The sequence below is a fragment of the Hydrogenophaga sp. genome (genome assembly GCF_019635465.1).
Classification (GTDB): domain Bacteria; phylum Pseudomonadota; class Gammaproteobacteria; order Burkholderiales; family Burkholderiaceae_C; genus Hydrogenophaga.
On record NZ_JAHBZK010000002.1, the window covers coordinates 148,165 to 160,326 of the forward strand.

Here is a 12,162-nt window from a genome sequence, read left to right on the forward strand (position 1 = left end):
CCCATGCCCACCTCCGCTTCTCCCTTCACCCTGCTCATCGCCGCGCTCGGCGGCGAGGGCGGTGGCGTGCTCGCCGACTGGATCGTCGAGTGCGCGCAGCGCCAGGGCCTGCCGGTGCAGGCCACCTCGGTGCCCGGCGTGGCCCAGCGCACCGGCGCCACCAGTTACTACATCGAACTGCAGCGCGAACCCTCACCGGGCGCGAAGCCAGTGTTCGCCCTGTCGCCGGTGCCGGGCAACGTTGACGTGCTGGTGGCCAGCGAACTGCTGGAGGCGGCCCGCATGGTCGAGCGCGGTTTCGTCAATGGCCGCACCACGCTGGTGGCGTCCACCCACCGCGTCTACACGACGGTCGAGAAGATGCACATGGCCGACGGCCGCCACGACCCGCAACGCCTGATCGGCGCGGCGCGCGCACTGGCCGCCCGCGCGGTGCTGTTCGACATGGACACCCTCACGCGCCGCCACGGCACGGTGGTGTCGGCGGTGATGTTCGGCGCGCTGGCCGGCGCCGGCGTGCTGCCCTGGTCGCGCGAAGTCTGCGAGGCTGTGATCCAGGCCTCGGGCCGCGGCGTGCAGGCCAGCCTGGCGGGTTTCGGTGCTGCTTTCGATGCGGCGCAGGCCGGTCAAAGCGTGGACGCCGAAGCCGCCGCCACCCTGCAGGCCGCCGAGTTGCCCGAGGACCTGCGCAGCGCCTGGGCGGGCCGGCTGAGCACCTGGCCCGAGGCGGTTCAACGCCTGGCCGCGCACGGCGCGCTGCGTTGCCTGGACTACCAGAACCGCGCGCACGCCGAGCACTTTCTTCAGCGCGTGGACGCCCTGGTGGGCGCCTGCGTGCCCGGTGCCGAGGCCGCGCGCGACGAGGCGGTGCGGCACCTGGCGCTGTGGATGTGCTACGAGGACGTGATCCGCGTGGCCGACCTCAAGAGCCGGGCCGCGCGCTTTGCGCGGGTGCGCCGCGAGGCCGAGGCGCGCGACGGCGAGATCGTGCGCATCACCGAACACTTCAAACCCGGCCCCGACGAGGTGGCGGCGGTGCTGCCGCGCGCGCTGGGCGCCTGGCTGGTCGGCGTGGCCGAGCGGCGCGGCTGGATGGGGCGCGCCCACGTTGGCCTGCACATTCGCACCAGCAGCGTGTGGGGCTTCCTGATGCTGCGCACGCTGGCCTGGCTGCGCCCCTTGCGCCCGCGTTCGCTGCGCTATGCGCAGGAGGACGCGGCCCAGTACAGCTGGCTGGAGGCCATGGTGCGGCTGATGCCGGTCGCACCGCGCCTGGCCGCCAGCGTGGCCGGCCTGCCGCAGGTGCTCAAGGGCTATGGCGAGACGCAGGCGCGTGGCCGCCAGAACCACGCCCGCCTGTGGGCCGAGCACGTCGCGCCCGCGCTGGCCCACCTGAACGCCATTGATGACGGCGCCGCGGCATTGGCCTTCGAGCAGGCCTTGCGCAGCACGCTGGCCGACCCCGAAGGCACGCTCAACACCGCGCACGCCCACCGCTCGGGCGGCGCACAGCCCGTGTTCTGGGCGCCGCGCGCCACGGCCACCGGCGCCACGTCTTCCCCTGTTCCCCCCGCCACGTAAGCCGCGTGGCCTGTGCTTCGTTCCCGCCCACAACCACCTGAAGGAGACAACACCATGAGCCATCGATTCCACCCCGTGCTGCGACTGTCCGCGCTCGCCTTGCTGGCGCTGGGCGCGGCGGCCGCACAGGCACAGGACAAGCCCGTCGAACTCAAGTTCGCGCACTGGCTGCCGCCATCCCACCCGCTGGCCAAGCTGGGCTTCGAGCCCTGGGCCAAGTCGGTCGAAGAGGCTTCCAAGGGTTCGATCAGGGTGATGCTGTTTCCCGCGCAGCAACTGGGCAAGGCGGCCGACCATTACGACATGGCGCGCGATGGCATCGCGCAGATGACCTGGGTGAACCCGGGCTACCAGGCCGGTCGTTTCCCGCTGATCGCCGCGGGTGAACTGCCGTTCCTGCTCGGCAAGCCGGGCCCGAGCTCGGCCGCGCTGGACCAGTGGTACCGCCAGTACGCGGGCACCGAAATGAAGGACGTGAAGTTCTGCTTTGCGCACGTGCACGTCGGCACCTTCCACTCCAAGGAGCCCATCACCGAACCCGGTCAGCTCAAGGGCATGAAGATCCGCTCGGCCAACGGCACGGTGGCGCAGACCATGAGCCTGCTGGGTGCGACCAACGTGCAGGTCTCGGCTCCCGAGGCGCGCGACGCGCTGCAAAAAGGCCTGGCCGATGCCATCACCTTCCCCTGGAAATCCATCATCTCCTTCGGCATCGACAAGGCGGTGAAGTACCACACCGACATGCGCTTCTACGCGTCCGACTTCGTGTGGGTGATGAACAAGCCCTGGTACGACGGCCTGGCCGCGGGCCAGAAAAAGGTGATCGACGACCACTGCAACAACGCCTGGGCGAGCAAGGTCGGCACCGCCTGGGGTGACGACGAGGACAGCGGCCGCGAAGCGCTGGAGAAGATGGCCGGCCACACCCTGGTCAAGGTCTCGCCCGCGCAGATGGACGCCTGGAAGAAGGCGGTTGAGCCCGTGTACGGCGAATGGGTCAAGGCCGCCAGCGCCACCGGTGCGAACGGACAGGCCGCGCTGGACGGGTTGCGCAAGGAGCTGGCTGCGCGCCAGGCCAACTGATGCGCCGGCTGCTGTCGACGGTCGAGACGCTGGCTGCGCTCTCGCTGCTGGTCATCGCCTTGCTGACGGCCACCAACGTGGCGGTCCGCTATGCCTTTGGCTGGCAGATCCCCGACTGGTTCGACGGCACCCAGATGCTGCTGGGCATCGCGATGTTCTGGGGCATCGCGCTGGCCACCTGGTACGGCACGCACATCGCGGTCGATCTGTTGTGGGAGGCCTTCGGTGCGCGCGGCAAGCGCGTGATCGATGTACTGGCCACGCTGATCACCGTGGTGTTCCTGGTGCCGCTGGCCTGGATGGTGTGGGTCAAGGTCGGTGGCACCGGCAACCAGGGGACCATGGACCTGCGCCTGCCGCTCAAGTGGTTCTACAGCGCGGCCGCGCTGGGCGCCACGGTGGCGGCGGTGCTGGCCGTGGCGCGACTGGTGCTGCTGCCCATGGGGCGGGCGGCCAGTGCGCATGGACAAGACGAGGCCGAAGGGGCTGTGAATGGATCGTGATTGGGTGGCCCTGCTGGGCTTTGTCGGCATGTTCGGCCTGATGGCCTTGCGCGTGCCCATTGGTGCCGCGATGGGCATCGCCGGTGTGGCGGGTTTTGCCGCGCTGGCCGGGCTCACGCCGGGCCTGAACCTGCTGGCCAACGTGCCCTTGTCGGTGCTGACCGACTACAACCTCATCGTCATCCCGATGTTCATCCTGATGGGCGCCTTCGCGTCGCACTCGGGCATGAGCGCCGAGCTGTTCGCTGCCGGCCGCGCGTGGTTGCACCACCGCCGCGGCGGTCTGGCACTGGCCTCGGTGGTGGCTTGCGGTGGTTTCTCGGCCATCAACGGCTCGTCGGTGGCCACGGCCGCCACGATGACGCAGGTGGCGTTGCCGGAGATGCGTCGTTCGGGCTACGAACCCGGCATCTCGGCCGGCCTGATTGCCGCGGGCGGCACGCTGGGCATCATGATCCCGCCCTCGGTGATCCTGGTGCTCTACGGGATCATGACCGAGGTCGACATCACCCAGCTCTTTGCGGCCGGCGTGGTGCCCGGCCTGCTGGCGGTGGTGTTTTATTCGGTGGTGGTGGCGCTGATCGCGCGCATCAAGCCCGAGTGGATGCCGCGTGGCGAGCGGCACAGCTGGGGCGAACGTTTTGCCGCACTGCGTCCGCTGTGGGCGGTGGTGGTGCTGTTCGTGTTCGTGCTCGGCGGCATCTATGGTGGTCTGTTCACCGTGCAGGAGGCCGCGGGTGTGGGCGCCACCGGCACGCTGGTCATCGGCATGGCGCGTGGGCGTCTGCGCTGGCGCGAGATCAAGGCCGCGCTCATCAGTGCATTGCGCGTGTCCTCGGCCATCATGACCATCGTGGTCGGTGCCTACCTGTTCGGCTACTTCCTCACCATCACCCAGTTCACGCAGAACGCGGTCGATGTGCTGGTTGCTTTGCCGATCGGCCCCTACGGTGTGCTGGCGCTGGTGATGCTGGGCTATCTGGTGCTGGGCGCGGTGATGGACGAGCTCGCCATGCTGCTGCTGACCGTGCCCATCGTGTTTCCGGCCATGGTGCACCTGGGTTTCGATCCGGTGTGGTTCGGCGTGATCGTGGTGATGGCGGTGACCTTCGGCATGATCTGCCCGCCCGTGGGCATGAACGTGTTCGTGATCAATTCAATCGCGCGCGATCTGTCGCTGGGCCGCATCTACCGCGGCACCGCGCCCTTCATCGCGGCCGACGTACTGCGCCTGCTGATCCTGTGCGCGTTCCCGTCGATCTCGCTCTGGCTGCCGCACCTGCTGGCATAGCGGTCAGAAAGGTCAGCAACCACGCCATGCCCGGGTCGTCCGTCGCGTGGCGTGCGTACGCGATCTGGTGGCGGAAGGGGTCGGCCTCATAGGGCAGCGCGCGGATGCACAGGCCGGCTTCTGCGGGTCGATCCGGCAGCAGATCGCGCGGTACCGTCAGCAGCAGGTCGGTGTTACCCAGCAGGCCCAACGCGGCGCCGAAGTGCGCCGCCACCAGCCGGATGTTGCGCTCGTGGCCCAGGCGGGCGAGTGTCTGGTCGATGCCACCGAACGAGCCGGGCTGCACCAGCACCTGCAGGTGTTGCGCGCCGAGGTAACGCGCCAGCGTGAACGGGCCGCGTGCCAGTGGGTGGCTGGTGCGCATGGCGCACACGTAGGGCACCTCGCGCACCGTGCGCACCGCGATGGCGTCGTCCGCGCTGTTGAACAGGCCCAGCGCCAGGTCAAGCGCGCCGGCGCGGAGCATGTCGGCCGCATTGCTGCGCCCCACGTGCAGCAGCTGCAGGCGCAGGCCGGGGGCCTCGGCCAGCAGCGACCCCAGTAGGGGGCCGAGCAATGCCGTGGCGGCGTGGTCGGAACAACCCACCTGAAACTGCCGGGTGGTGGTCTGGGGGTCGAACGCGCTCGAGAGCGAGAACACACGTTGCGCCCGCACGAGGATGGCGCGCACCTCGGGGTGCAGGGCCATGGCGTGCGGCGTGGGGACCATGGTGTGCCCCTGACGCCGCACGATGTCGTCGCCACAGGCCGCGCGCAGGCGCTGCAGGGCGTGGCTCACCGCCGGTTGCGTGAGCGCCAGCCGATCGGCCGCGCGCGTCACGCTGCGCTCGGTGAGCACGGTGTCGAAGACCACCAGCAGGTTGAGGTCGAGGCGGCGCAGGTCCATGGGGTGTCCATCAATCCGGTGCATGGACTGTGATGGAAACATGTCATTGGTGTCCATCCGGGTCACAACCTAGAGTGCGCCGGTGCCCAGGATTCCGCAGAGACGTCCAGGGATTTTCGGGTTCGAAAACCACAAGGAGACACACCATGAACTGCCTGCACCTCCGTGCCCGACGACTCTGGATCGCCGCGGCGCTGGCCTTCCTGCTGCCCTGGTTGCCCCAGGCCCGTGCGCAAACGGCTGCCTGGCCAGACAAGCCGGTGCGCATCGTTGTGCCGTTCGGCGCGGGCGGCAGCACCGATGCGCTGGCCCGCATCGTGGGCGAAAAGCTCAGTGCGGCGATCGGGCAGCCGGTGGTGATCGAGAACCGCGCGGGCGCCGCCGGTGCCATCGGCGCAGCGTCGGTGGCCAAGGCACCGGCCGATGGCTACACCCTGCTCATCGCCACCAGCAGCACGCACGCGGTGCTGCCCAACCTGCGCAGCCTGCCCTACGACGTGCAGCGCGACTTCACGCCGGTGGCACGCCTGGCCACCGCTCCCAACGTGCTGGTGGTCAGCCCGCAGCTGAAGGTGGGCAGCGTGGCCGAGCTTGTCGCCTTGGCGAAGCAGCGTGCATTGCCGATGAACTATTCGTCCAGCGGCAACGGCTCGGTCACCCACCTCATCGGCGCCGACTTCGCGCAGCGTGCCGGTGTGCGCACCACCCACGTGCCCTACAAGACCGGCATCCAGGCCTTGCCCGATCTGCACGGCGGGCAGATCGACTTCGCGTTCGACAGCATCGTGTGGACTTTGCCCCAGTCGCAGGCGGGCAAGGTGAAGGCGCTGGCCATCGGCAGTGCGCAGCGTTCGCCACTGGCCCCCGATCTGCCCACCTTGCGCGAGGCCGGCTTTGCCGACTTCGACGGCACCACCTGGTTTGCGCTGATGGCGCCCGCGGGCCTGGACGCCGCCATCGTCGAACGCCTCAACCGCGAGGTGAACGCCGTGCTGCGGGACCCGGACCTGCGCGCCCAGTTTCAGCGCCAGGGGGCCGAGGCCCTGGGCGGCACGCCGCAGGAATTGTCCGCGCTGGTGCGCGAGGACGGCCAGCGCTGGGCCAGCGTCATCCGCACCGGCGGCATCAAGATCGACCAGTGAACCGACCAACAACTTCGACACCCATCGCCATGTCTGTCCATTTCCGCGACCTCGTTGCCAGCGAACGCCCGCTGGTGCTGCCCGGCGCCCACGATGCGCTGTCGGCCATGCTGATCCAGCAGGCCGGCTTCAAGGCCTATTTCATCGGAGGCTTCCCGGTGGTGGGCGTGCGCCATGGCCTGCCAGACATCGGCCTGGCCGCACTGGGGGAGTTGTCGGTCGCGGTGCGCGACATCCTTGCCGTGTCCGACCTGCCGGTGCTGGTGGACGTGGACAACGGCTATGGCGACGTGAAGAACGTGGTGCACGCGGTGCACACCTACGAACGCATGGGCGTGCAGGCGCTGTTCTTTGAAGACCAGGTCTCGCCCAAGCGCTGTGGCCACATCGCGGGCAAGGAGCTGCTGCCCTGCGAAGAGATGGAGCGCCGCATCCGGGCCGCGGCCGAGCAGCGGCGCGATCCGCGCACCTTCATCATTGCGCGCACCGATGCGCGCGAGGTGATCGGCATGGACGAGGCCTTGCGCCGGGGCGAGCGCTATGCCCGCGCGGGTGCCGACGGCATCTTCATCGAGGCGCCCGAGTCGGTGGCCGAGCTCGAGCACGTGGGGCGTGCGCTGGCCGGCGTGCCGCTGATGGCCAACATGCTCGAAGGCGGTCGAACCCCCATCCTCAAGCCGGCCGAGCTCGAGGCCATGGGCTTTCGCATTGCCATCTACGGCATCTCGCTGCTCATGCGCATCGTGCGCACCATGCAGGCCAGCCTGGCCGACCTGCACAGCGGCGAGCTCAAGCTGGTGGGAACGGGCGTGGGCTTCGAGGAATACAAGCGCATCGTCGGCTTCCCGCGTTGGGCCGGGATCGAGACGCAGTACAGCCGCTAGTGTTCTGTCCCGCTATTTGCGGGACAGAACACTGGCCCGCGACTCAAGCACCGTCGTTCGACGGCAGACGCATCCAGAAGGTGGCGCCATCACCGGGTGCCGAGCGGGCCCAGATCTGCCCGCCGTGGCGCTCGACGGCGCGCGAAGCGATGGCCAGCCCGATGCCGGTGCCCGGCACTTGGGTGTCGCCGTGCAGGCGCTGAAACAGGCCGAAGAGCTTGTCGGCCTGCGCCATGTCGAAGCCCATGCCGTTGTCGCGCACGAAGTAGGCACGCTCGGCGGCGTCGTAGCCCACGTGCACGCGTGGCGGTTGCTGGTGGCGCGAGTACTTCGCGGCGTTGTCCATCAGGTTGCGCAGCGCCTGCTTGATGAGCTTGTGGTCGCCGCGCGCCGGTGGCAGGGGGTCGATGGTGAGCGCTACCTGGGAGGCGCGCAGGCCCAGTTGCTGGTCGATGTCGTGGGCCATGGTGTGCATGTCGACGTGAGCCTCGGCGATGTCGGCGCGCACCACGGCCAGCACATCCAGCATCTCGGTGAGCATCTGCCCCATGCGTTTGGAGGCGTTGACGATGCGGTTGAGTGAGTCGACGCCGGCGGCGCTCAAGTGATGCGGCTCGGTGGCCACCAGCACCGAGGCAAAGCCGTTGACCGAGCGCAGTGGCGTGCGCAGGTCGTGCGCGATCGAATAGGCGATGGCCTCCATGTCGCGCAGGGTGCGCTCCAGGTGGCGCGTGCGCTCCTGCACCTTGCGTTCCAGCTCGGTGTTGAGCGAGCTGAGCATCTCCTGCGCTTGCACCCGTTCGCTGATGTCGATGTGGGTGCCCGACATGTACAGCGGCTTGCCGTCGCGGGCGCGGCGGTGCACGCGCCCGCGGGTGTTGACCCACACCCAGTGGCCGTCCTTGTGGCGCATGCGGATGTCGCACTCGTAGTACGGCAGTTCCCCGGCGATGTGCGCGTCGCGCACGGCGTTGGCCTTCAGCAGATCATCCGGGTGCACCAGCCGTATCCAGGTCTGGTCGGTGACGGGTTCGAGCTCCTGCAGTGTGTAGCCCACGATCTGCGCCCAGCGGTCGTTGACCGTGAGGCGCTCCGAACCGAGGTCGTTTTCCCAGACGCCGGGGCGCGTGGCTTCCAGCACCCAGGCCAGCCGCTGCCGTTCCTGGTCGAGCGCTTGCTGGCTGGCGACGTAGGAGCTGACGTCGGTGATGGTGCGCACCCAGCCACCCTCGGGCAGGGGCTGGGTGCCGATCTCCAGAAAGCGCCCGTTCTGCGTCTCGCGCAGGTAGGTGCCGGGCGCCTCGCTGTCGCCAGCGACCTTGACGTAGTGGCGGGCGGTGGCATCCACGTACTCGAAGCCGGGGCCGAAGTCCCCACGTGCGGCCATGAAGCGCGATACATCGGCGTGGGTTGGTGAGGCCTGCATGAGCGACTCGGGCAGGTCCAGCAACTCAAGCAGGCGCTGGTTGTAGAAGGACACACGCCCGTCGGGCTCGATCTTGCCCAGACCCTGGTTCATGCTTTGCAGGGTCACCTGCAAGGCGCGACGCTGTGCTTCCAGTTCTCGGCTGGTCTGGGCAAGCTCTTCCAGCGTCAGGTCGCGCTGGCGGGCCGAGCGCCAGGCCAGCAACAGCTGGGCGGTGGCGCTGGTCATGGGCTCCAGAAAACCCATCTCGAACATGACGTTGGCGGGGTCCCGGTGTTGCAGGCCGAGCAATCCCACCAGGCCATCGGGCCCTTTGAGTGGCACCAGCACCAGCGGGTGATGGCCCACCAGGTGGGCGCTCAGCGCGGCATGACCGGCATGGTCAGGTTTCAGCACGGCACAGCGACCGCTGGTGAGCTGCGCCAGCGCAACCGGATCGTCGAGCGTGAATCGCCCCTCGCGGTCCTGGGTGTCGAGCAGTTGGCCCACCAGTGCCGGTGTGGTTGGATCGGCGCCGAGTGCCGCGCTCTCCAGCTCGACCAGAAAGGCGGCGTCCGGGCGCGCCACACCGGCGATCTCGCGCAGCAGCCGGGGAAACACCTCGCCCTTGTTCTCGGTGCGGATGTAGAGGCCCTGGATGATGCGGATCGCCTCCAGCAACTGTTGCTGGCGATCCAGGGCCTGGCGGGCGGCGCGCTCTTCGGTCACATCGGCCAGAAAGCCGTGCCACAGCACCCTGCCGTCGGGCAAGGCATCGGGTGTGGCCTCGAAGCGGATCCAGCGCTCGGCGCCATCGGGCAGGTGCACGCGGTAGCGCTCTCGCCAGGGCTGCAGCGTGCGGGAGAAATGGTCCAGGTCTTCCAGCATGCGGGGCAGGTCGTCCGGTGCCACCCGTTTGAACAGGGTGCGCGCATCGGTGATTGATTCGTGCGCGCCCAGCTGAAGCATGTCGCGCGCGCGATCACTCATGAAGGTGATTTCGGTGCTGCCATCGACGTTGCGCAGCGCCTGGTACATCATCCCCGGCGCATGCTGGGCCACCTGGTTGAGCAGGTCGAGCTGGGACTGCAGTCTGGCGCGGGCGGTTCGCTCGGCGGTCACGTCCTGCACCACGCCGAAATCGGTGTACGGATTGCCGGGCACCTGCGAGCGGCTCATGCGGGTGCGCATCCAGAGTTGCTGCCCGTCCGGGCGGATCCAGCGAAAGTCCATGAAGCTGCCGTCGAGCGCGGCGCGGTGTGCCAGCCAGGCCTCGCGGTCGTCGGGGTGGATGCCGCCGCGCGCACGCTGCTTGTCCATCGGTTGCCCCGGTGTGCGCCCGGTCACCGCGTACAGGCCTTCGCTCCAGCGCACGGTGTCGCTGCCTTCGCGGTTGGTCCAGGCACCGAGTTGCGCCAGAAGCTCCATCTCGCCGTGCAGTTCGTTGCGCGCCTGGAGCTCGCGGTTGGCTTCGACCAGTTCGTCCAGCGCGCGCTGGAGGTTTTGCTGGGTGACGGCTTCGGACTGGGCCTCGGTGATGCAGGTCAACAGCAACTCGGTGCCATCGACGTTCAGCACCTCGGTCTTGAGGCGGACCTTGCGGTGGTCGGCGGTGGCGGCCCGCAGGGGGTACAGGCGATCGGCGTCGTGGTCGCCTTTGAGAAAGCCCTCGCGCTGGTCGGCGTCGCGCCAGATGCCCAGGGACACGGTGGTCTGGCCGATGGCCGCCTCGCGCGTGAAACCGGTGAGTGCACACCACGCGTCGTTGACCGCCAGGATGCAGCCATCGCCCAGGCGGCTGACCACGCAGGCCGTGGGCAGGTGCGCGAACAGCAGGCCGAAGGGCAGCGAGGGCGCTGTGCCGATGACCTGACCGGTTTGGGTCTCGGAGCGGGCAGACATCGTCTCAGGAACCGGTCCTGTGGTGCGGGGCTGGCTGTGTTGCCCCGGTTTGTCTCCCTGTTGTACCTGTGCTTACGGATCGCGTGAGCAAGTATGCACAAAGTCGCCAACAGCGCCTGACAGTCCGTCGCCCGGTTTGGTGTTCTGCCAACACCGACAGCGCTGTCCGCGCTGCAGGCGGGCTCAGTGACGATCGGTCAGGCGGGTAATTCCCAATGCCTTGAGCACGTACTTCTCGTAGACGGGCTCGGAACTGCCGCTCTTCATCTTGTAGATGAAGTACTTCTCGAAGGCGATCTTGGCCAGGTGCACCCACTTGCCCTTCTTGAACCAGTTCACGTTGCGCGGCGGAATCTGCGGCAGCGCCACGAAGGCGGCGCCGGTGTCGCCCATGTCGGCCAGGCAGATGGCGTTCCAGGTGCCTTTGGCGGTGGCGGGCTGCCCGGCGATGTCGGCGGCAATGTTGTGCACGATGGCCGTCACCATGGACTCGATCATGTAACCCGTCTTGGGTGCACCGGTTGGCACCGGGGTGGCTTCCACCGGCGGAATGGCCACGCACACGCCGGCCGAGTAGATGTTGCGGTACTTCTTGCTGCGCTGGTATTCGTCGATGATCACGAAGCCGCGCGGGTTGCACAGGCCCTCGACATTGGCCACCGCGTCCACGCCCTTGAAGGCCGGCAGCATCATGCTGTAGTTGAACGGCAGCTCGTGTTCGCGCTTGACCTGACCCATGTCGTCGAGCTCGGTGACGAACATCTTGCTGTCCTCGACCTTGGTGACCTTGGCGTTGCAGATCCACTTGATGTCGTGGTTGCGCAGCTCGCTCTCGAGCATGCCCTTGGAGTCGCCCACACCGCCCAGGCCGAGGTGGCCGATGTAGGGCTCGCTGGTCACGAAGGTGATGGGCACCTTGTGGCGCAGTTTGCGCTTTTGCAGGTCGCGGCTGAAGATGAAGGCGAACTCGTAGGCCGGACCGAAGCACGAGGCGCCGGGCATGGCGCCAATGATGGCCGGCCCCGGTGCATCGAGGAAGCGTTCGTAGGCCGTGAGGGCGTGGTCGGCGTGGTCGACCGAGCACACCGACTGGGTGTGGCCCTCGGTTGGTCCGGCGCCGGGCACCTCTTCAAAGGCCAGGCGCGGGCCGGTGGTGATCACCAGGTAGTCGTAGTCCACACGGCTGCCGTCAAGCAGCTCGATGGCGTTGTTCTCGGCGTCGATGCGGGCCGCGGCCTGGCCGATGAACTCGATGCCGCGCTTCTTGAGCAGCGGCTCGATCGGCAGGGTGATGGCCTCGCGGGTGCGCCAGCCCACCGCACGCCAGGGATTGGACGGCACGAACTGAAAGTAGTCGACCGCGTTGATGACGGTGATGCGGTGCGAGCCGCCAAGTTCGGCGCGCAGCTCGTAGGCCGCGGGCATGCCGCCGATGCCGGCGCCAAGAACAACGATGTGGGCCATGGGGTGTCTCCTCGGTGGGTG

General features: G+C 68.3%; 9 protein-coding genes. 6 read left to right on the forward strand and 3 right to left on the reverse strand.

Annotated features, from left to right (window positions below):
- The first annotated feature begins 3 nt into the window (after positions 1–3).
- The 4 genes from KF871_RS02360 to KF871_RS02375 are packed head-to-tail and all read left to right on the forward strand — an operon-like array spanning position 4 to position 4,458.
- Positions 4–1,581, forward strand: a complete 1,578-nt coding sequence (locus KF871_RS02360; protein WP_291137739.1) for an indolepyruvate oxidoreductase subunit beta family protein — start codon at positions 4–6, stop codon at positions 1,579–1,581.
- Between the two features lie 54 nt (positions 1,582–1,635).
- On the forward strand, positions 1,636–2,664 hold the full coding sequence (locus KF871_RS02365) for a TRAP transporter substrate-binding protein (protein ID WP_291137742.1): 1,029 nt from the start codon (positions 1,636–1,638) through the stop codon (positions 2,662–2,664).
- Positions 2,664–3,167, forward strand: coding sequence for a TRAP transporter small permease (locus tag KF871_RS02370; RefSeq protein WP_291137745.1), 504 nt, complete (start codon positions 2,664–2,666; stop codon positions 3,165–3,167). Before KF871_RS02365 ends, KF871_RS02370 begins: the two co-directional genes overlap by 1 nt.
- Positions 3,157–4,458, forward strand: coding sequence for a TRAP transporter large permease (locus KF871_RS02375; RefSeq protein ID WP_291137749.1), 1,302 nt, complete (start codon positions 3,157–3,159; stop codon positions 4,456–4,458). Before KF871_RS02370 ends, KF871_RS02375 begins: the two co-directional genes overlap by 11 nt.
- On the opposite strand, the gene KF871_RS02380 is transcribed toward KF871_RS02375, so the two are convergent.
- Positions 4,376–5,344 carry a LysR family transcriptional regulator gene (locus KF871_RS02380; RefSeq protein ID WP_291137752.1) on the reverse strand — a complete coding sequence of 323 codons (969 nt, stop codon included), beginning with the start codon at positions 5,342–5,344 and terminating at the stop codon, positions 4,376–4,378. The genes KF871_RS02375 and KF871_RS02380 overlap by 83 nt on opposite strands.
- Before the next feature lie 146 nt (positions 5,345–5,490).
- Between KF871_RS02380 and KF871_RS02385 the strand changes: the two genes are divergently transcribed.
- Both KF871_RS02385 and KF871_RS02390 read left to right on the forward strand, forming a co-directional pair.
- Complete coding sequence (locus tag KF871_RS02385) at positions 5,491–6,486, forward strand: tripartite tricarboxylate transporter substrate binding protein (RefSeq protein WP_291137755.1); 996 nt, start codon at positions 5,491–5,493, stop codon at positions 6,484–6,486.
- 29 nt (positions 6,487–6,515) lie between these two features.
- The gene (locus KF871_RS02390; protein WP_291137758.1) at positions 6,516–7,370 is read left to right on the forward strand and encodes an isocitrate lyase/PEP mutase family protein; all 855 of its coding nucleotides are present in this window, start codon (positions 6,516–6,518) and stop codon (positions 7,368–7,370) included.
- 43 nt (positions 7,371–7,413) lie between these two features.
- Here the strand turns inward: KF871_RS02390 and KF871_RS02395 are convergent, their stop codons facing one another.
- Both KF871_RS02395 and KF871_RS02400 read right to left on the reverse strand, forming a co-directional pair.
- The gene (locus tag KF871_RS02395; RefSeq protein WP_291137762.1) at positions 7,414–10,677 is read right to left on the reverse strand and encodes a PAS domain-containing protein; all 3,264 of its coding nucleotides are present in this window, start codon (positions 10,675–10,677) and stop codon (positions 7,414–7,416) included.
- Positions 10,678–10,860: 183 nt separating this feature from the next.
- The gene (locus tag KF871_RS02400) at positions 10,861–12,141 is read right to left on the reverse strand and encodes an FAD-dependent oxidoreductase (protein WP_291137764.1); all 1,281 of its coding nucleotides are present in this window, start codon (positions 12,139–12,141) and stop codon (positions 10,861–10,863) included.
- Positions 12,142–12,162 lie beyond the last annotated feature (21 nt).

Coding starts and splice junctions, on each gene's coding strand:
- KF871_RS02375 (WP_291137749.1), top strand. CDS start 3,157: ATGGATCGTGATTGGGTGGCCCTGCTGGGCTTTGTCGGCATGTTCGGC.
- KF871_RS02370 (WP_291137745.1), top strand. CDS start 2,664: ATGCGCCGGCTGCTGTCGACGGTCGAGACGCTGGCTGCGCTCTCGCTG.
- KF871_RS02395 (WP_291137762.1), bottom strand. CDS start 10,677: ATGTCTGCCCGCTCCGAGACCCAAACCGGTCAGGTCATCGGCACAGCG.
- KF871_RS02365 (WP_291137742.1), top strand. CDS start 1,636: ATGAGCCATCGATTCCACCCCGTGCTGCGACTGTCCGCGCTCGCCTTG.
- KF871_RS02380 (WP_291137752.1), bottom strand. CDS start 5,344: ATGGACCTGCGCCGCCTCGACCTCAACCTGCTGGTGGTCTTCGACACC.
- KF871_RS02360 (WP_291137739.1), top strand. CDS start 4: ATGCCCACCTCCGCTTCTCCCTTCACCCTGCTCATCGCCGCGCTCGGC.
- KF871_RS02400 (WP_291137764.1), bottom strand. CDS start 12,141: ATGGCCCACATCGTTGTTCTTGGCGCCGGCATCGGCGGCATGCCCGCG.
- KF871_RS02385 (WP_291137755.1), top strand. CDS start 5,491: ATGAACTGCCTGCACCTCCGTGCCCGACGACTCTGGATCGCCGCGGCG.
- KF871_RS02390 (WP_291137758.1), top strand. CDS start 6,516: ATGTCTGTCCATTTCCGCGACCTCGTTGCCAGCGAACGCCCGCTGGTG.